An 18,736-nucleotide genomic window follows, 5' to 3' on the forward strand; every position below is an offset into this window, starting at 1 on the left:
GTGAGCTCAACCAATGTTGGCCAGAAGCCAAAGATGGCTTCCTCGAATAGGCCTTATACATAGATGCAACCGGGTAGCAGTGTTTAAAAAGCAGGTAGACAGTGGGGGCGAGTCCATACATAGGAGCGAGCTCGCGATAGCGGTCTGTCAGTCACATTGATTTTGAATGTGCGAGCGTCATCGCGAGCAAGATTGCTCCTACAGGCGCCTTCAGCGACGCAAAAACGCCTGATGCATCGCTTCCAGCGTTTCAAAGTGATACGCCGGCGCTTCGGCGCTCAATTCTTCATGGCTGCCGAATCCATAACCCACCGCTGCCGCGTCCAGGCCATTGCTGCGTGCGCCGATCAGGTCGTGTTTACGGTCGCCGATCATCAAGGTGTTGGCCGGGTCCAGGCCTTCTTCAGCGATCAGATGGGCGATCAACTCGACCTTGTTGGTCCGGGTGCCGTCCAGTTCGCTGCCGTAAATCACCTTGAAGTGTTTGGCGAAGTCGAAATGCCGGGCGATTTCCCGCGCGAAAATCCAAGGCTTCGAGGTCGCGATGTATAGCTGTCGCCCTTGCCCGCCCAGGGTTTCGAGCAGCGGGGTGACGCCGTCGAACACGCGGTTTTCGTACAGGCCGGTCACCTTGAAGCGCTCGCGGTAGAAATTCACCGCCTCCCACGCTTTCGGCTCGTCGAAGTCGTAGAACTGCATGAACGCCTGCAACAGCGGCGGGCCGATGAAGTGTTCGAGTTTGCTCAGGTCCGGCTCATCGATCCCCAGTTTGCTCAGGGCGAACTGGATCGAACGGGTGATGCCTTCGCGCGGGTCGGTCAGGGTGCCATCGAGGTCGAACAAAACGGTTTGGTAATGCATGAAAATTCCTGGATGTTGGTGCGCCGGTTCAGAGCTGGTCGTAGCCTTCGGCCAGATGCAGATCCTTGAGCTTCACGTAGTTCGCTGCGCTGTAGGTGAAAAAGGCCTGTTCCTTGTCCGTCAGCGGCCGGATCTGTTTCACCGGGCTGCCCACGTACAGAAAACCGCTTTCCAGGCGTTTACCCGGCGGTACCAGGCTGCCGGCGCCGATGATCACGTCGTCTTCGACCACGGCGCCGTCCATGACAATGCTGCCCATGCCGATCAGCACCCGGCTGCCCACCGAGCAACCGTGGAGCATGACTTTGTGGGCGATGGTCACATCATCACCTATCAGCAGCGGGTAACCGTCCGGGTTGAACGGCCCGGCGTGGGTGATATGCAGCACGCAGCCGTCCTGCACGCTGGTGCGTGCGCCGATGCGGATGCGGTGCATATCGCCGCGGATCACCGTCAACGGCCACACCGAGCTGTCTTCGCCGATCTCGACGTCGCCGATCACCACCGCCGAACGGTCGACAAATGCCCCGTTGCCCAGCAACGGCGTGTGGTTCTGATACTTGCGAAGGTTCACGATAGGGTTTCTCTCTGTTGCTGATAGCTGCGGTGAGCGTCGATTGTAATTAAGATGGCCGCATGTTTCTCCAGCCAAGGTGCCCACTGTGAGCGTGAACAACCCTCTTTTGCAGTCCTACGACTTGCCGCCGTTCTCTGCGATCCGTGCCGAACACGTGCAGCCGGCCATTGAACAGATCCTGGCTGACAACCGCGCCGCCATCCTCGAGATCCTCAAGACCCAGGGCAAACAGCCGACCTGGGCCGGCCTGGTGCTGGCGATGGACGAGCTCAATGATCGCCTCGGCGCTGCCTGGAGCCCGGTCAGCCACCTCAACGCCGTGTGCAACAGCGCCGAACTGCGCGAAGCCTACGAGTCGTGCCTGCCGGCCTTGAGCGCCTATTCCACCGAGATGGGCCAGAACCGCGAACTGTTCCAGGCCTTCGAAGCCTTGGCCAACAGCCCGGAAGCTGCCGGTTTCGACGTGGCGCAGAAGACTATTCTGGAACACTCCTTGCGTGACTTCCGTCTGTCGGGTATCGACCTGCCGGAAGCCGAGCAGAAGCGCTACGCCGAAGTGCAAAGCAAGTTGTCCGAGTTGGGCAGCCGCTTTTCCAACCAGTTGCTCGACGCCACCCAGGCGTGGACCAAGCACCTCACCGATGAAGCCGCCCTCGCCGGCCTGACCGATTCGGCCAAGGCGCAAATGGCGGCCGCCGCGCAAGCCAAAGGCCTGGACGGCTGGCTGATCACCCTGGAATTCCCGAGCTACTACGCGGTGATGACCTACGCCCACGACCGTGCGTTGCGCGAAGAAGTCTACGCCGCCTACTGCACCCGTGCGTCGGACCAAGGCCCGAACGCCGGCCAGAACGACAACGGCCCGGTCATGGAAGAAATCCTCGACCTGCGTCAGGAGCTGGCCAAGCTCTTGGGCTTCGCCAGTTTTTCGGAACTGAGCCTGGCGACCAAAATGGCCGAGTCCAGCGATCAGGTGCTGAGTTTCCTGCGCGACCTGGCCAAGCGCAGCAAGCCGTTCGCCGCTCAGGATCTGGAGCAGCTGAAGGCGTACGCCGCCGAACAGGGTTGCCCGGATCTGCAAAGCTGGGACAGCGGTTTCTACGGTGAAAAACTCCGTGAACAACGCTACAGCGTGGCCCAGGAAGCCCTGCGCGCCTACTTCCCGATCGATAAAGTGCTGGGCGGCCTGTTCGCCATTGTTCAGCGCCTGTACGGCATCGAGATTGCCGAACAGAAAGGCTTCGACACCTGGCACCCGGATGTTCGCCTGTTTGAAATCAAGGAAAACGGCCAGCACGTCGGCCGCTTCTTCTTCGATCTCTACGCCCGCGCCAACAAGCGTGGCGGAGCCTGGATGGACGGCGCCCGCGACCGTCGCCGTACCGCCGAGGGCGTATTGCAAAGCCCGGTGGCCAACCTGGTGTGCAACTTCACCCCGGCCGACAGCGGTAAGCCTGCGCTGCTGACCCACGATGAAGTGACCACGCTGTTCCACGAGTTCGGTCACGGCTTGCACCACCTGCTGACCCGCGTCGAGCACGCCGGCGTGTCCGGCATTAACGGCGTTGCTTGGGACGCGGTCGAGCTGCCGAGCCAGTTCATGGAAAACTGGTGCTGGGAGCCGGAAGGCCTGGCGCTGATTTCCGGTCATTACGAAAGCGGCGAACCACTGCCGCAAGACTTGCTGCAGAAGATGCTCGCAGCGAAAAACTTCCAGTCCGGCCTGATGATGGTCCGCCAACTGGAATTCTCGCTGTTCGACTTCGAATTGCATGCCACCCACGGCGATGGCCGCAGCGTGCTGCAATTGCTCGAAGGCGTGCGTGACGAGGTTTCGGTCATGCGGCCACCGGCTTACAACCGTTTCCCCAACAGCTTTGCGCACATCTTCGCTGGCGGTTACGCGGCGGGTTACTACAGCTACAAGTGGGCTGAAGTGTTGTCGGCGGATGCGTTTTCGAAGTTCGAAGAAGAAGGCGTGCTCAACGCTGACACCGGTCGCGCATTCCGTGAAGCGATCCTTGCGCGCGGTGGTTCCCAGGAACCGATGGTGCTGTTCGTCGACTTCCGTGGCCGTGAGCCTTCGATTGACGCACTCTTGCGCCACAGCGGCCTGAGTGAGGACGCGGCAGCATGAGTGAGGGGATTGTGATTACCAAACGACGCTTTATCGCCGGGGCGGTCTGCCCGGCCTGCAGCGAGCCGGACAAACTGATGATGTGGAATGAGGACAGCGTGCCACATCGCGAGTGCGTGGCTTGTGGATACTCTGACACGCTGAATGAACAGGGGCTTTCGGTGCCCAAGGAGCTGGGAACGCGGGTGAACGTCACCGCGCCAAAAGCTCCGGATACCAAGGTTCAGGCGGTTCAGTTTTTCCCGAATCCGAAGCTCAAGAAGAAGTCGGACGAGTAATAAAACGAGTAATCAAAAAAGCCCCCATTGCGTCCTGCAATGGGGGCTTTTTTTAAGTTTTAATCAAGGCCTGACAATATCGACATAGGCTTTAGCCAGTGCCAGAAGTTTGGCCTTGTCATCGGCGTCGATATCGCCGTCTCCATCAATGTCTTTATTGACGTTGCCGAGGTTGAACGATTTTCCGCCATCATACGAAGAGGCGATCAGGCTGGTGGAATCTAGCAGCGCCGTGGTTTTCAGCGAGTTTTCAGCATCCCATCCGTCCTCTTTCAATGCGAACTGCATTGAAACGAGAACTTCATTTGGGTCGACAATAGTTGGGCCAAGCTTTTGCAGAAAGATACCGCGACGGTTGAAGAACGACATCACTAAATCCTTTTAATTAATATGAATATCCCTGTGTGCAGCGAAACAACGATACCGGTGTTTCAAACTTTTGAGCCAGCCGTTATCTGTATCTCTTAGTTGCTTCGCACTAACCAGCCTCCAGGAAAATGCCGAACGGCACTGGTGAGCGCGTTCTTGTCTGGATACTGTATGCGCATACAGTTACCAGGGTTTCCCCATGCACACGCCCTTGCCCCCACGTGGCCGCGGCACCGCGACCAATCCCCATAATCGCTTCGCCCCCAGCCGATCAGTGGCTGAGGACGACGGCTGGTATCAAGAGGTGCCCACCACGCAGGGTACCGAGGTGAGCATTGAGACGGCGAAATCCATCATCACCCGCAACACTTCGCCGGACTTGCCCTTTGATCGTTCAATCAACCCCTATCGCGGTTGCGAACACGGCTGCATTTATTGTTACGCGAGGCCGAGCCACGCTTACTGGGACATGTCGCCGGGGCTGGATTTCGAAACAAAACTGATCGCCAAGACCAATGCCGTCGATGTGCTGGAGCAACAGCTGTCCAAACGCGGCTATCAATGCGCGCCGATCAATCTGGGTTCCAACACCGATCCATACCAGCCGATCGAGCGCGAATACAAGATCACCCGACAAACCCTCGAAGTGCTGCTGCGCTACCGGCATCCGGTGACCATCGTCACCAAGGGCTCGCTGATTCTGCGCGACCTCGACCTGCTGACCGAGCTGGCCCGGCACAGGCTGGTGGCGGTGATGATCAGCCTGACCAGCCTGGACGACGAACTCAAGCGCATCCTTGAACCCCGCGCGGCGGCGCCCAAGGCCAGGCTTCGCGCGATCCGGGTGATGCGCGACGCGGGCATTCCGGTCGGCGTGTTGTGTTCCCCGATGATTCCGATGATCAACGACAGCGAACTCGAAAGCCTGCTCACCGAGGCTCAGGCGGCCGGGGCGCAAAGCGCTGCGTATATGATGTTGCGCCTGCCGCTGGAAGTGGCGCCGTTGTTTGAAGAGTGGCTGGTTGCCCACTACCCGCAACGGACCGCGCACGTGTTGAGCCTGATTCGCCAGAGCCGGGGCGGCGAACTCTACGACAGTCGCTTTGGTGCGCGAATGCGTGGTGAAGGTCCTTTTGCCGACCTGTTGGCGCAACGTTTTAGCAAAGCGATCAGGCGTCTGGGACTCAATCACCGGGAAGGCTTTAATCTGGACTGTGATGCCTTTTGTCCGCCGGGTCGCCAGATGTCGTTGATTTGAGGACAATTGGCCTATGGTTGAGTACGGTGGATTTCACTTTGCCATTAGGCTGGTCACGTTTTTTGTGATCTGGAACACGCATTCCAGAGCGGTTTCTTCAGTTTGAATTAAGATTCGGCCGCTACCTTGTTCATCGAGTGACTGATGGGTCGAGATGCTCGGCCTGGATGTTTTTTACACAGGCACTGGCTTCATACCGGACAACACGGGAAGATTCCCTGACTCCGCCAAAGAGGATGAATCATGAGTGACAAGGATAAACAGCCGTTGGCTGCGTCGGCTTCCGCCGAACCCGAGGCGGAAACCGCCGATGCAGCGCTGCAGCATATCGTTGAAGGCTTTTTGCATTTTCATCATGAGATCTTTCCGCAGCAGGAAGAACTCTTCAAAAAACTCGCCACGGCCCAACGGCCGCGCGCGATGTTCATCGCTTGCGCCGACTCGCGCATCGTTCCGGAACTGATCACCCAAAGCGCTCCCGGCGATTTGTTCGTGACCCGCAACGTCGGCAACGTTGTGCCGCCCTACGGGCAAATGAACGGTGGTGTTTCCACCGCCATCGAGTACGCGGTGCTGGCCCTTGGTGTGCATCACATCATCATCTGCGGGCATTCTGATTGCGGTGCGATGCGTGCGGTGCTGAACCCCCAGAGCCTGGAAAAAATGCCCACGGTCAAAGCCTGGCTGCGGCATGCCGAAGTGGCGAAGACCATGGTCCAGGACAACTGCAATTGCGCCAACGAAAGCGAAAGCATGCACATCCTCACCGAAGAGAATGTCATCGCCCAGTTGCAGCATTTGCGCACCCACCCGTCGGTGGCCTCGCGCATGGCCAACGGTCAGTTGTTTATCCACGGCTGGGTCTACAACATCGAAACCAGCGAAATCAAAGCCTACGACGCTGATAAAGGTTGTTTCCTGCCGCTCAATGGCAGCCTGCCGATTCCCGTGGCGACGCCCAAAGCGCGCTTCTAAATACTCCTAAATCCTTGTGTGGTTTAGCCGAGGCTGCCGATCAGGCAGCCTGGCTTTGCCATGCCTGAAGAAAACTTCGGGAGACTCACCATGCGTGCAGCTCAACTCAAAACTGTTCTGCCACGGGAGCTGCTGGCTTCGGTGGTTGTGTTTCTGGTCGCCCTGCCCTTGTGCATGGGCATCGCGATTGCCTCGGGACTGCCACCGGCCAAAGGTCTGATAACGGGCATCATCGGTGGCCTGGTGGTCGGTTGGCTGGCCGGTTCGCCGCTGCAAGTCAGCGGCCCGGCGGCGGGCCTGGCGGTTCTGGTGTTCGAACTGGTGCGCCAGCACGGCATCGCCATGCTCGGGCCGATTCTGTTGCTCGCGGGTTTTCTGCAACTGGTGGCCGGTCGTTTGAAACTGGGTTGCTGGTTTCGCGTGACAGCACCTGCGGTGGTGTACGGCATGTTGGCCGGGATCGGCGTGCTGATTGTTCTGTCCCAGGTGCATGTGATGCTGGATGCCGTGCCTAAACCCTCGGGTCTGGATAACCTGGCCGGTTTCCCGGCAGCGCTGGCTCAGGCGTTGCCGACGCTGGGATGGCAAGCCGGTTTGCTCGGGTTGTCGACGATTGTCGTCATGTGGCTGTGGGAAAAATTCCGCCCACAATCCCTGCGCTTCATCCCCGGCGCGCTGCTGGGCGTCGGTCTGGCAACACTTGCCAGCCTGGTGTTGGCATTGCAGGTCAAACGGGTTGAAGTGCCGGCCAACCTGACGGAGGCCATCGACTGGCTGAAACCGGCGGATTTGCTCAACCTGGCTGATCCGACCTTGCTGATTGCCGCGTTTGCCGTGGCCTTCATCGCCAGCGCCGAGACGCTGCTTTCGGCCGCGGCGGTTGATCGCATGCACAGCGGGCAGCGCTCGGACTTCGACCGGGAACTGTCGGCGCAAGGTATCGGCAACATGTTGTGCGGCTTGCTCGGTGCATTGCCGATGACGGGCGTTATTGTGCGCAGTTCGGCCAACGTGCAGGCCGGCGCCACGACCCGCTTCTCGACCATATTCCACGGGTTGTGGTTGCTGGCGTTCGTGCTGTTGCTGTCCAGCGTGCTGCAGAGCATTCCGGTGGCGAGCCTGGCGGGCGTGTTGGTGTACACCGGTTTCAAACTGGTGGACCTCAAGGTCTTTCGCGGTTTGGGCCGTTATGGTCGAGCGCCGATGTTCACCTATGCGGCCACCGCCCTCGCCATCGTGTTCACGGATCTGCTGACGGGTGTGTTGATCGGCTTTGGCTTGACGTTGGTGAAGCTGGCGTTGAAAGCCTCACGCTTGAAAATCAGCCTGATCGACCTGCCACAGGAGGGGGAAATGGAATTGCGTCTGGTGGGCGCGGCGACCTTCCTCAAAGTGCCGGCGCTGACCCAGGTGCTGGGCAGCATTCCTGCGGGTACGACGGTGCATGTGCCGCTCAATAACCTGAGCTACATCGATCATTCGTGTCTGGAACTGTTGGAGGAATGGGGGCGGGCGAATTCGGCCAAGGGGTCGAAACTGTTGATTGAGTCGCGAGGGTTGAAGCGCAGGCTTGAAGGCAGGGTTCGTACCAACACCGGTATCGGTGCGGCTGGCTAAAAACCAATGCAGGAGCGAGTTTGCTCGCGATAGAGGCGGATCAGTCAACATTGATGTTGAATGACATGGCCTCATCGCGAGCAAGCTCGCTCCTACAGGGGATGTGTTTACCGGTGGATCAAGCCGCCGGCTGATCCAGTTCCAGGCCTACGCCCAGACGGCGGGACATGCACGGCCAGCGTTTCCATGCGGCGCCGGTGTCCGGGCTGCCGAGCTTCTCGCGGTAGGCTTCTACCGACTCCAGTGCGAAGCTTTCGTCGTTGAGCATCTCGTCGATGGCGAGATGCACCACTTCGTCCAGTTGGTTGGCGAACGACTCACCGATCAATTGGTGAGCAATCAGATTGGCGACAGTCATGTCCAAAGGGATCAGTGGCTGGCCGAAATGCTTGATGTACAGGTCGTTGACCTCTTCGACAAAACGGTGCGCCAGATAGGCTTCGTCCAGCAAACCGTCCAGCCCGATGTGCCCGGCCATGATGGCGGGTGGCTGAATGAAATACTGTTCGGCGATTTTCAGCACCGGTTTGATCTGTGACTCAATGCCCGCTTCCCTGGCGACTTCATTGGCTGCATCCAGCAGATCAGGTACTTCTTCAATGTAGGCGGCGACAAAACGCGTCAGAACGCCGTTGGTATCGGTTTCCGGCAGTTGGATCGCCGGGTGTAGATGAGGCAGTTTATTTTCCAGCTGACGTGTCAGCAGGCGGGTCTCGGCTTCGTGTTGTTGGGCTGTTTGGATCTGCTCGCGCAATGCGGCGGTGTTCATGAAAACTCCAGGGAACAAGGCAATGAAATATGGAAGACATAACTTAGCTGGCTTACGAAAAATGCTAAGACGCATTTGTCATAATTATTTCATCCTTGAGACGCCCCCGTTATATCGGTTCGCCACCACTCGTCTGCATCCTTCTCCATTCGCACCCTACAAAGCAAGTGAATGCTGTTTCAGATCATTTACGCCTTCACATTGCGAGGTCGGAGGTGCTGTCTATACTCGGGTTGGAATGGAGTTAGCTGATGACGCCCGACTGCATATGCAGCAAGGCCCGGTGCTCAAGTTCGTAGTCTGATGCAGCCGCTCCCTTGCCGCAGGTGAAAGCCGGCGGGATAACAAGAACGATAAGGGGAACCCGCAATGATGCGACATCCACATGTCTGGATGGGCCTCCTGTTGTGGTCGATTTTCAGTCAGGCGCAAGCGGCCTGGACTGTGAATATGGCGCCTGGAGCGACTGAAATCAGTCACGCTGTGTTTGACCTGCACATGACCATTTTCTGGATCTGTGTAGTGATCGGCATCATCGTCTTTGGGGCCATGTTCTGGTCGATGATCCTCCACCGCCGCTCGACCGGGCAGGTGGCCGCCAAATTTCATGAAAGCACCACCGTCGAAATCCTCTGGACCATCGTGCCCTTTCTTATCCTGGTGGTGATGGCGATTCCCGCTACCGCGACCCTGATCAAGATGTACGACGCCAGTGAGCCGGAGATCGATATCCAGGTCACCGGTTATCAGTGGAAGTGGCACTACAAATACCTGGGCCAGGACGTCGAGTTCTTCAGCAACCTGGCCACACCCGCCGATCAGATCCACAACAAGGAAGCCAAGGGCGAGCATTACTTGCTCGAGGTCGACAAGCCGTTGGTGTTGCCGGTCGGTGCCAAGGTGCGCTTCCTGGTGACGTCCGCCGACGTGATCCACTCCTGGTGGGTGCCGGCCTTCGCGGTCAAGCGCGATGCGATTCCGGGGTTCGTCAACGAAGCCTGGACCCGTGTCGAAAAGCCCGGCATCTACCGCGGCCAGTGCGCTGAACTGTGCGGCAAGGATCACGGCTTCATGCCGACCGTGGTCGAGGTCAAGGAAAAGGCCGATTACGAAAAATGGTTGGCCGAGCGCAAGGCTGAGGCCGCGCAACTCAAAGAGCTGACCAGCAAGGAATGGACACTCGACGAGCTCAAGGAGCGCGGCGACAAGGTCTACCACACCACCTGCGTGGCCTGTCACCAGGCCGAAGGTCAGGGCCTGCCGCCAATGTTCCCGGCACTCAAGGGCTCGAAAATCGCCACCGGGCCGAAAGATGCTCACCTGGGCATTGTCTTCCATGGCAAGCCTGGCACAGCGATGGCGGCGTTCGGCAAACAACTCTCGGAAGTCGATATCGCAGCGGTCGTGACCTATGAACGCAACGCCTGGGGCAACAACAAGGGCGACATGGTCACGCCAAAAGAAGTGCTGGAGCTGAAACAGGCGGAAAGCAAATGACCCGGTCTATTGCGCACGTAAGGAACCGGTCGGGGCTATGTACCCCGGCCTGCCCAGCCCATCTGTTTGCAGGAGACAGGACATGACTGCTGTAATCGATGAACATGTTCATACCGCCACCGACCACGCCCACGGCCCCGCCAAAGGCCTGATGCGTTGGGTGCTGACCACCAACCACAAGGACATCGGCACGCTGTACCTGTGGTTTGCGTTCGCCATGTTCCTGCTGGGCGGTTCGTTCGCGATGGTGATTCGCGCCGAGCTGTTCCAGCCGGGGCTGCAAATCGTCCAGCCAGAATTCTTCAACCAGATGACCACCATGCACGGTCTGGTGATGGTCTTCGGTGCGGTGATGCCGGCATTCGTCGGCCTCGCCAACTGGATGGTTCCGCTGATGATCGGCGCGCCAGACATGGCCTTGCCGCGCATGAACAACTTCAGTTTCTGGCTGTTGCCGGCGGCGTTCATTCTGCTGATCTCGACCCTGTTCACCCCCGGTGGCGGGCCGAACTTCGGCTGGACGTTCTACGCGCCGTTGTCGACGACGTATGCACCGGAAAGCGTGACGTTCTTCATCTTTGCCATCCACTTGATGGGGATCAGTTCGATCATGGGCGCGATCAACGTGATCGCCACCATCCTCAACCTGCGCGCCCCCGGCATGACGCTGATGAAAATGCCGCTGTTCGTCTGGACCTGGCTGATCACCGCGTTCCTGCTGATCGCGGTGATGCCGGTACTGGCCGGGTGCGTGACGATGATGCTGATGGACATCCACTTCGGCACCAGCTTCTTCAGTGCCGCCGGTGGCGGTGATCCGGTGTTGTTCCAGCATGTGTTCTGGTTCTTCGGTCACCCCGAGGTGTACATCATGATCCTGCCGGCCTTCGGTGCCGTCAGCGCAATCATCCCGACTTTCTCGCGCAAGCCGCTGTTCGGTTACACCTCGATGGTCTACGCCACGGCGAGTATCGCCTTCCTGTCGTTCATCGTCTGGGCGCACCACATGTTCGTGGTCGGCATTCCGCTGGTGGGCGAGTTGTTCTTTATGTACGCCACGCTGCTGATCGCGGTGCCAACGGGCGTGAAGGTGTTCAACTGGGCCAGCACCATGTGGCAAGGCTCGCTGACGTTCGAGACGCCGATGCTGTTTGCGGTGGCGTTCGTGATTCTGTTCTCCATCGGCGGGTTCTCCGGGTTGATGCTGGCCATCGCCCCGGCGGACTTCCAGTATCAGGACACTTACTTTGTCGTCGCGCACTTCCACTATGTATTGGTGCCGGGGGCGATCTTCGGGATCTTCGCTTCGGCCTACTACTGGATGCCGAAATGGACCGGCCACATGTACGACGAAACCCTCGGCAAGCTGCATTTCTGGCTGTCGTTCATCGGTATGAACATGGCTTTCTTCCCGATGCACTTTGTGGGGTTGGCGGGCATGCCTCGGCGGATTCCGGACTACAACCTGCAATTCGCCGACTTCAACATGGTGTCGTCGATCGGCGCATTCATGTTCGGCGCCACGCAGATCTTCTTCCTGTTCATCGTGATCAAGACCATTCGCGGCGGCCCGCCGGCACCGGCCAAACCGTGGGATGGGGCGGAAGGCCTGGAGTGGAGCATTCCGTCACCGGCGCCGTATCACACCTTCACTACGCCGCCGGAAGTGAAATGAACAACGCCCTTGTAGGCGCCGGCTTGCTGGCGATGAAGCTAAAACGGTGTGTCAGACACACCGCTATCGCTGGCAAGCCAGCTCCTACAGGATTTGGAGTAGGGGTTAGAAGTCATGGCTGACTCAATTTCGATGAAGAAACTGGTCACGCGCCTGCTGACCGTGGTGGTGGCGATGTTTGTGTTCGGGTTTGCCCTGGTGCCGATCTACGACGTGATGTGCAGGGCCTTCGGCATCAACGGCAAGACCGCCGGGCAGTACGAAGGTGAGCAAACGGTCGACACCTCGCGGCAGGTGCGCGTGCAGTTTCTGTCGACCAACACCGCCGACATGCCATGGGACTTTTACCCCAAGCATGACGAGTTGACCGCGAACCCGGGGGCGGTGAACGAGATGATCTTCATCGCCCACAACCCCACCGATAAACCGATGAGCGCCCAGGCCGTGCCGAGCATCGCGCCAAGCGCCGCGGCGGCGTATTTCCACAAGACCGAATGTTTCTGCTTTACCCAGCAAGTGCTGCAGCCCGGTCAACGGATCGAGATGCCGGTGCGATTCATCGTTGACCGTGACATGCCCAAAGATGTGAAGCACCTGACGCTGTCTTACACGCTGTTCGATATCACCGCCCGACATCCACCGGTAGCCGTAATCACTGGCGGTTGAGCGTGCCCGATAAGGAGAACAATAAATGGCAACTCATGAACATTATTACGTCCCGGCCCAGAGCAAATGGCCGATCATCGCCACGGTCGGGATGTTCGTCACGGTGTTCGGTCTGGCGACCTGGTTCAACGATCTGAAGGCTGCACGACCGGAGTCCCACGGGCCGCTGATCTTTTTCATCGGCGGGCTGTTGGTGGCTTACATGCTGTTCGGCTGGTTCGGCACGGTGATCAAGGAAAGTCGCAGCGGCTTGTACAGCGCACAGATGGATCGCTCGTTCCGCTGGGGCATGAGCTGGTTCATCTTCTCGGAGGTGATGTTCTTCATCGCCTTCTTCGGCGCGCTGTTTTATGTGCGCCACATTTCCGGGCCGGCGCTCGGTGGTGAAGGCGCCAAAGGCATGGCGCACATGCTGTGGCCGAACTTCCAGTTCACCTGGCCGCTGCTGAACAACCCCGACTCGAAACTGTTTCCACCGCCCAAGGACGTCATCAGCCCTTGGGGTCTGCCGTTGCTCAACACGGTGCTACTGGTGAGTTCCAGCGTGACGGTGACCATCGCCCACCATGCCTTGAAAAAAGGCCATCGCGGCGCGCTGAAAATCTGGCTGGCGATCACGGTGCTGCTTGGCTGCGCGTTCCTCGGCTTTCAGGCTGAAGAATACATCCACGCCTACCACGAGCTCGGCCTGACTCTGGGCTCCGGCATCTACGGCGCGACCTTCTTCATGCTCACCGGTTTCCACGGTGCGCACGTGACCATTGGCACCATCATCCTGTTCGTGATGCTGATGCGGATCTTGCGCGGGCATTTCGATAACGAGCACCAGTTCGCTTTCGAGGCAGCGAGTTGGTATTGGCACTTTGTGGACGTGGTGTGGATCGGGTTGTTCGTGTTCGTTTACGTGCTCTAAACCTTTTACCAAGGCACATGGGAGACCAGTTGGCCGCTGAAAAAGCCCCAGGTAATCAAACCCAGGGTCAGGGCGGCCAAAGTCACACGAACACTCAAGGCAATGACGAGGCGGTTTGAGCTGCTGTCGTCCTTGACCAGAAAAAACAGGCCGCTGAACAGGCTGACAACCGTGGCAATCAGCATCAGGACGATGGCTGCTTTGAGCATGGTGAGACTCCGGGGGGACAAGCGATGCACTTGAGTATAGCTATCGCACGGACCGATTTGCGGGCGACGCCATGAAGCGTTTCCGGCCGGGCGTCGTGCCGACAGTGGTCGTGGCGCTGTTGCTGCCGCTGTTGGTGTCCCTGGGGTTCTGGCAGTTGAGCCGGGGCGCGGAGAAAAGCGCACTGCTGCAAAACTACGCCGAGCGCCGGGCTGCCGAACCGATGGCCAGCACCGAGTTGCAACACACTCAGGACCCGGCCTTTCGCCGGGTTCGTCTGCAAGGCGAATTCGACGCTGCGCACAGCCTGCTGCTGGATAACCGCCAGCGCGACGGCAAGGTCGGGGTCGAGTTGCTGCAACCGTTCCGGGACCACGCGACCGGGCTCTGGCTGCTGATCAATCGTGGCTGGCTGCCCTGGCCGGACCGGCGCACCCCGCCGCAATTCACTACACCCACAGAAGCCTTGAATCTCGACGCCTGGGTCTACGTTTCCCCCGGTGCCACCTTCCAGCTGCATGCCGATCCGGATAGCAACACCTGGCCGCAACTGGTGACGGCGGTTGAACCGGCCAGGCTCTGGAGCGCGCTCAGCCGTGAAGGGTTTGCCTACGAATTACGTGCCGAAACCGGCGCCGCAACCTATCAGGCCGATTGGCCGGTGGTGGCCATGGGGCCGGAAAAAAACATCGCTTATGCCGTGCAGTGGTTCGCTATGGCGATCGCCCTGTTCGGTCTTTATCTCTATCTCGGCTGGCACAACGCAAAGGAGAAACACCATGGGAGCGGCCATGAATCCACCCAGCATGTCTGAGGCAAAACCGTCGGTGAACCGGCGCAAGGGCCGCTTGCAGTTGCTATTGATCCTGCTCGGGGTGATCGGTCCGATGATCCTCGCCACCGGCATGTACAAGCTTAATTTCTGGGTGCCCGAGGGCCGCAGTTACCACGGCGAACTGATCGGCAACGGTAAGACCCGTGCCGACATTGGCGTGCAGGCCCAGGACGATCGTTGGCAGATGTTGGTGACGGCGCCCAAGGAATGCGCGGTGGACTGCCAGCAGCTGGTGTATCTGGCGCGGCAAGTCCAGATCGGCCTCAGTCGCGACGCGTCCCGCGCCAGCCATGCCCTGGCCGTCGCGCAACCGCTGAGCGCCGACTACGACGCCAAGCTGCAACGGGAATATCCTCAACTGCAACGTTATCCACTGGACCTGACCACCTTCAGCCGCACCACCGGCGACCAGAGCGTGCCGCAACTGTGGATCATCGATCCCCACGGCAATCTGGTGCTGCGCTACGACCCGTCGGTGAAGGGCAAGGACCTGCTTAACGACCTGCGTCACCTGCTGAAACTGTCGAACATCGGATAAGGGCATCGTCATGGCCAAACCTGGATTTCGCCTCGCGCTGTTTGCCACCTTGCTGGCACTGATTGTGGTGTTGCTCGGTGCCTACACTCGCCTGACCCACGCCGGCCTCGGCTGCCCGGACTGGCCGGGCTGCTACGGCTTTATCAGCGTGCCGAAAAGCGAAGCCCAGCTGGCCCATGCCGAACTGCATTTTCCGGACGCACCAGTCGAGGCCCACAAGGGTTGGAACGAGATGGTCCACCGCTACTTCGCCGGCACCCTGGGGCTGTTGATCGCGGTGCTGGCCGGTCGCGCCTGGGTGCATCGTCGCCATCCGGGGCAACCGGTGAAGTTGCCGTTGTTCCTGCTGGCGGTCGTGATCGGCCAAGCCGCGTTCGGCATGTGGACGGTGACGCTCAAGCTCTGGCCGCAAGTGGTTACCGGGCATTTGCTCGGCGGATTTGCGACCTTGAGCCTGTTGTTTTTGCTGACGCTACGGCTGTCCGGCGTGCTGCCGGCGCTGACCGTGCCGCGACGTTTGCAGCACTGGGCGACGGCGGGGCTGTTGCTGGTGATCGGGCAAATCACCCTCGGTGGCTGGGTCAGTTCCAACTATGCCGCGGTGGCCTGCATCGACTTCCCGACCTGTCACGGCCAATGGATGCCCGCAGCGGACTTCGCCAACGGCTTTCACCTGACCCAACACATCGGCCCGAATTACCTCGGCGGGCAACTGGACAGCGACGCGCGCACGGCGATTCATTTGACGCACCGTATCGGCGCCCTGCTGGTGACTTTGGTATTGGTCGGCCTGGCCTGGCAACTCAAAGCGGTCGGCATGACGCGCCTGGCAGGCCTGGTGTTGATCGCCCTCGCCGCTCAAATCACCCTGGGCATCAGCAATGTGCTGTTCCATCTGCCATTACCGGTGGCCGTTGCGCACAACGCGGGCGGGGCGGCGTTGTTGCTGACCCTGGTGCTGGTCAATTACCACGCCCGGACCAGCCTGGTCCGGGTCAAGCAAGCGCGCTGGCACTTCAGCCCGCGTAAACACTCAGCCGGGCCCATAACAATAAAAGGAGAAATGCCATGGCGATTCTGATCGGCGAACGTCCCAGTCAGGCGATCTGGCGCGACTACCTGGAGCTGACCAAGCCCAAAGTAGTCGTGCTGATGCTCATCACCTCGCTGGTCGGGATGTTCCTCGCGACCCGCGCCGGGGTGCCGTGGACGGTGCTGGTGTTCGGCAATCTGGGGATCGCCCTGTGTGCCGGTGGTGCGGCGGCGGTCAACCATGTGGTGGACCGGCGCATCGACGCGATCATGGCACGCACCCACAAGCGACCATTGGCCGAAGGCCGGGTCTCGCCGACGGCGGCGCTGACCTTCGCGCTGGTCCTGGCCGCCCTCGGGCAAGCCATGCTGCTGGCCTTCACCAACCCGCTGACCGCGTGGCTGACCCTTGCCTCATTGCTCGGCTACGCGGTGATCTACACCGGGTTCCTGAAACGTGCGACCCCGCAGAACATCGTCATCGGCGGCCTCGCCGGCGCCGCGCCACCGTTGCTCGGCTGGACCGCTGCCACCGGTCACGTCAGCGCCGAACCGCTGCTGTTGGTGCTGATCATCTTCGCCTGGACCCCGCCGCACTTCTGGGCACTGGCGATTCATCGCAAAGAGGAATACGCCAAGGCCGACATCCCGATGCTGCCGGTCACCCATGGCGAGCACTACACCAAGGTTCACATCCTGCTTTATACCTTCGTGTTGCTCGCCGTCAGCCTGATGCCCTACGTGATTCACATGAGCGGCACGCTCTATCTGGTGTGCGCGCTTGGGCTGGGTGCGCGATTTCTGCAATGGGCCGTGGTGCTGTACCGTGGCACTCGGCCGCACGCGGCGATCAACACGTTCAAGTACTCTATTTACTACTTGTTCCTGCTGTTTATCGCCCTGCTCGTAGACCACTACTTACTGTTGAACCTATGACTCGAACCCAGAAAACCGTCTTCATCCTTGTGGCCCTGATCGCACTGGTCCTGGGCCTGACCATCAACAAAGTGCTGTCCGGCAAGGGCCAGGGCGACCCGACAGCGTTGATCGACGCCGGCATCATCCTGTTGCCCCAGAGCCGCAACCTGCCGGACGTGACGATGACCGACCAGGACGGTAAACCGGTCACCATCAATGAGTTGAAAGGTAAGTGGAGCCTGGTGTTCTTCGGCTACACCTTCTGCCCGGACATCTGCCCGACCACGCTGGCGCAGCTGCGGCAGATCAAGAGCGAGTTGCCGCCCGAGGCGGTGGATAAACTGCAAATCGTGCTGGTCAGCGTCGACCCCAATCGCGATACGCCCAAGCAGCTCAAGCAGTACCTGGGCTACTTCGATCCGCAATTCATCGGCCTGACCCCGACCTCTATCGAAGAACTGCAAAAAGTCGCCAACGCGCTGAGCATCCCGTTCATCCCGGCGGACACCAGCAAGCCGAACTACACCGTGGACCACAGCGGCAACCTCGCCGTGATCGGACCGGACGGCACCCAGCGCGGGTTCATTCGGGCGCCGTTGAACAACGTGAAATTGGTGGCGCAGTTGCCGGTGATGCTCAAACGTAACTAGCACACGACCCTTGTAGGAGCCGGCTTGCTGGCGATGGCGTCGGTGAATCGCAATCGCCAGCAAGCCGGCTCCTACAGACTCCGAATTCCAGGCGTAAAAAAAGGAGCTCCGAGGAGCTCCTTTTTTCATTTCAGCAACAGATCAGAACGCCGGCACGACCGCGCCTTTGTACTTCTCGAGAATGAAGGCTTTCACTTCCGGGCTGTGCAGGGCAGCGACCAGTTTCTTCATCGCGTCGCTGTCTTTGTTGTCCGGACGGGCCACGAGGATGTTCACGTACGGCGAGTCGCTGCCTTCGATGAACAGCGCGTCCTTGGCCGGATCAAGCTTGGCTTCCAGCGCGTAGTTGGTGTTGATCAGCGCCAGGTCGACCTGGGTCAGCACGCGCGGGATGGTGGCGGCTTCCAGTTCGCGGAACTTCAGGTTTTTCGGGTTCGCGGTGATGTCCTTGACGGTCGACAGGATGTTGTTCGCATCCTTCAACTGGATCACACCGGCCTTTTGCAGCAGCAACAGCGCACGGCCGCCGTTGGTGGCGTCGTTCGGGATGACTACGGTGGCGGTGCTTGGCAGCTCTTCCAGAGTTTTGTATTTGCTGGAGTAAGCGCCCAGGGGTTCAAGGTGTACGCCGGCCACGGAAACCAGGCTGGTGCCCTTGGCTTTGTTGAACTCATCCAGGTACGGCTGGTGCTGGAAGAAGTTGGCGTCCAGACGCTTTTCCGCAACCTGTACGTTCGGCTGGATGTAGTCGGTGAAGACTTTGACCTTCAGGTCCACGCCTTCTTTGGCCAGGGTCGGCTTCACGAATTCGAGGATCTCGGCGTGCGGTACCGGGGTGGCCGCGACGGTCAGGGTTTCAGCGTGAGCAGAGAACGCGGCAACGGCCGCGAAGGCCACGAGTAGTTTTTTCATTCAGCTAACTCCATATGAGGTGCCCGTTTGGCACCTGCCAGCGAATGGCCGG

Annotated in this window: 20 protein-coding genes; 14 read left to right on the forward strand and 6 right to left on the reverse strand. The window is 59.6% G+C overall.

Annotated features, from left to right (window positions below):
- Nucleotides 1–210: 210 nt before the first annotated feature.
- Together CKW15_RS24185 and CKW15_RS24190 are read right to left on the reverse strand one after the other, a co-directional pair.
- Entirely contained in the window at nucleotides 211–861 is a 651-nt protein-coding gene (locus CKW15_RS24185; RefSeq protein WP_095152811.1) for an HAD family hydrolase, read from the reverse strand.
- A 28-nt stretch (nucleotides 862–889) separates the two neighbouring features.
- Nucleotides 890–1,435 (reverse strand): gamma carbonic anhydrase family protein, encoded by a 546-nt coding sequence (locus CKW15_RS24190; protein ID WP_095059745.1) that lies wholly within the window; start codon nucleotides 1,433–1,435, stop codon nucleotides 890–892.
- Between the two features lie 88 nt (nucleotides 1,436–1,523).
- On the opposite strand from CKW15_RS24190, the gene prlC reads away from it, so the two are divergent.
- Nucleotides 1,524–3,575 (forward strand): oligopeptidase A, encoded by a 2,052-nt coding sequence (prlC, locus tag CKW15_RS24195; RefSeq protein WP_095152812.1) that lies wholly within the window; start codon nucleotides 1,524–1,526, stop codon nucleotides 3,573–3,575.
- On the forward strand, nucleotides 3,572–3,853 hold the full coding sequence (locus tag CKW15_RS24200) for a YheV family putative zinc ribbon protein (protein WP_095059743.1): 282 nt from the start codon (nucleotides 3,572–3,574) through the stop codon (nucleotides 3,851–3,853). Before prlC ends, CKW15_RS24200 begins: the two co-directional genes overlap by 4 nt.
- 63 nt (nucleotides 3,854–3,916) lie before the next feature.
- Here CKW15_RS24200 and CKW15_RS24205 read toward each other — a convergent pair whose 3' ends face one another.
- Nucleotides 3,917–4,222 (reverse strand): hypothetical protein, encoded by a 306-nt coding sequence (locus CKW15_RS24205; protein ID WP_095059742.1) that lies wholly within the window; start codon nucleotides 4,220–4,222, stop codon nucleotides 3,917–3,919.
- Between the two features lie 199 nt (nucleotides 4,223–4,421).
- On the opposite strand from CKW15_RS24205, the gene CKW15_RS24210 reads away from it, so the two are divergent.
- From CKW15_RS24210 to CKW15_RS24220, 3 genes are all read left to right on the forward strand, one after another.
- A complete protein-coding gene (locus CKW15_RS24210; RefSeq protein ID WP_095152813.1) occupies nucleotides 4,422–5,480 on the forward strand; it encodes a PA0069 family radical SAM protein in 1,059 nt (352 codons plus the stop codon).
- Nucleotides 5,481–5,723: 243 nt separating this feature from the next.
- Entirely contained in the window at nucleotides 5,724–6,455 is a 732-nt protein-coding gene (locus CKW15_RS24215; protein WP_095059740.1) for a carbonic anhydrase, read from the forward strand.
- A 90-nt stretch (nucleotides 6,456–6,545) separates the two neighbouring features.
- The gene (locus CKW15_RS24220; protein ID WP_095152814.1) at nucleotides 6,546–8,072 is read left to right on the forward strand and encodes a SulP family inorganic anion transporter; all 1,527 of its coding nucleotides are present in this window, start codon (nucleotides 6,546–6,548) and stop codon (nucleotides 8,070–8,072) included.
- Nucleotides 8,073–8,190: 118 nt separating this feature from the next.
- On the opposite strand, the gene CKW15_RS24225 is transcribed toward CKW15_RS24220, so the two are convergent.
- Nucleotides 8,191–8,841 (reverse strand): hypothetical protein, encoded by a 651-nt coding sequence (locus tag CKW15_RS24225; RefSeq protein WP_095152815.1) that lies wholly within the window; start codon nucleotides 8,839–8,841, stop codon nucleotides 8,191–8,193.
- A gap of 369 nt (nucleotides 8,842–9,210) precedes the next feature.
- Between CKW15_RS24225 and coxB the strand changes: the two genes are divergently transcribed.
- The 4 genes from coxB to CKW15_RS24245 all read left to right on the forward strand — a co-directional run bounded on the left by coxB (nucleotide 9,211) and on the right by CKW15_RS24245 (nucleotide 13,592).
- On the forward strand, nucleotides 9,211–10,338 hold the full coding sequence (coxB, locus tag CKW15_RS24230) for a cytochrome c oxidase subunit II (RefSeq protein ID WP_095152816.1): 1,128 nt from the start codon (nucleotides 9,211–9,213) through the stop codon (nucleotides 10,336–10,338).
- 82 nt (nucleotides 10,339–10,420) lie between these two features.
- Nucleotides 10,421–12,013 (forward strand): cytochrome c oxidase subunit I, encoded by a 1,593-nt coding sequence (gene ctaD, locus CKW15_RS24235; protein ID WP_095152817.1) that lies wholly within the window; start codon nucleotides 10,421–10,423, stop codon nucleotides 12,011–12,013.
- A gap of 114 nt (nucleotides 12,014–12,127) precedes the next feature.
- Nucleotides 12,128–12,679, forward strand: a complete 552-nt coding sequence (locus CKW15_RS24240) for a cytochrome c oxidase assembly protein (RefSeq protein ID WP_095059735.1) — start codon at nucleotides 12,128–12,130, stop codon at nucleotides 12,677–12,679.
- Nucleotides 12,680–12,704: 25 nt separating this feature from the next.
- Nucleotides 12,705–13,592: a cytochrome c oxidase subunit 3 gene (locus tag CKW15_RS24245; RefSeq protein WP_095152818.1), complete on the forward strand. Its 888-nt coding sequence runs from the start codon at nucleotides 12,705–12,707 to the stop codon at nucleotides 13,590–13,592.
- A gap of 5 nt (nucleotides 13,593–13,597) precedes the next feature.
- Here CKW15_RS24245 and CKW15_RS24250 read toward each other — a convergent pair whose 3' ends face one another.
- Entirely contained in the window at nucleotides 13,598–13,801 is a 204-nt protein-coding gene (locus CKW15_RS24250; protein WP_053152840.1) for a twin transmembrane helix small protein, read from the reverse strand.
- 71 nt (nucleotides 13,802–13,872) lie between these two features.
- Between CKW15_RS24250 and CKW15_RS24255 the strand changes: the two genes are divergently transcribed.
- Genes CKW15_RS24255 through CKW15_RS24275 form a run of 5 tightly spaced genes read left to right on the forward strand, consistent with a single transcriptional unit; the run spans nucleotide 13,873 to nucleotide 17,772 of the window.
- Entirely contained in the window at nucleotides 13,873–14,613 is a 741-nt protein-coding gene (locus CKW15_RS24255) for an SURF1 family protein (RefSeq protein ID WP_095152819.1), read from the forward strand.
- Nucleotides 14,579–15,172 (forward strand): hypothetical protein, encoded by a 594-nt coding sequence (locus tag CKW15_RS24260; RefSeq protein WP_095152834.1) that lies wholly within the window; start codon nucleotides 14,579–14,581, stop codon nucleotides 15,170–15,172. Before CKW15_RS24255 ends, CKW15_RS24260 begins: the two co-directional genes overlap by 35 nt.
- A gap of 10 nt (nucleotides 15,173–15,182) precedes the next feature.
- Nucleotides 15,183–16,253 (forward strand): heme A synthase, encoded by a 1,071-nt coding sequence (locus CKW15_RS24265; protein ID WP_095152820.1) that lies wholly within the window; start codon nucleotides 15,183–15,185, stop codon nucleotides 16,251–16,253.
- The gene (gene cyoE, locus CKW15_RS24270) at nucleotides 16,241–17,140 is read left to right on the forward strand and encodes a heme o synthase (protein WP_095059730.1); all 900 of its coding nucleotides are present in this window, start codon (nucleotides 16,241–16,243) and stop codon (nucleotides 17,138–17,140) included. The genes CKW15_RS24265 and cyoE overlap by 13 nt, the downstream gene beginning before the upstream one ends.
- On the forward strand, nucleotides 17,137–17,772 hold the full coding sequence (locus CKW15_RS24275) for an SCO family protein (RefSeq protein WP_095059729.1): 636 nt from the start codon (nucleotides 17,137–17,139) through the stop codon (nucleotides 17,770–17,772). Before cyoE ends, CKW15_RS24275 begins: the two co-directional genes overlap by 4 nt.
- 141 nt (nucleotides 17,773–17,913) lie before the next feature.
- On the opposite strand, the gene CKW15_RS24280 is transcribed toward CKW15_RS24275, so the two are convergent.
- Nucleotides 17,914–18,684 (reverse strand): MetQ/NlpA family ABC transporter substrate-binding protein, encoded by a 771-nt coding sequence (locus tag CKW15_RS24280; protein ID WP_095059728.1) that lies wholly within the window; start codon nucleotides 18,682–18,684, stop codon nucleotides 17,914–17,916.
- Between the last annotated feature and the right edge of the window lie 52 nt (nucleotides 18,685–18,736).

This window comes from Pseudomonas sp. Irchel s3b5 (genome assembly GCF_900187435.1).
Classification (GTDB): domain Bacteria; phylum Pseudomonadota; class Gammaproteobacteria; order Pseudomonadales; family Pseudomonadaceae; genus Aquipseudomonas.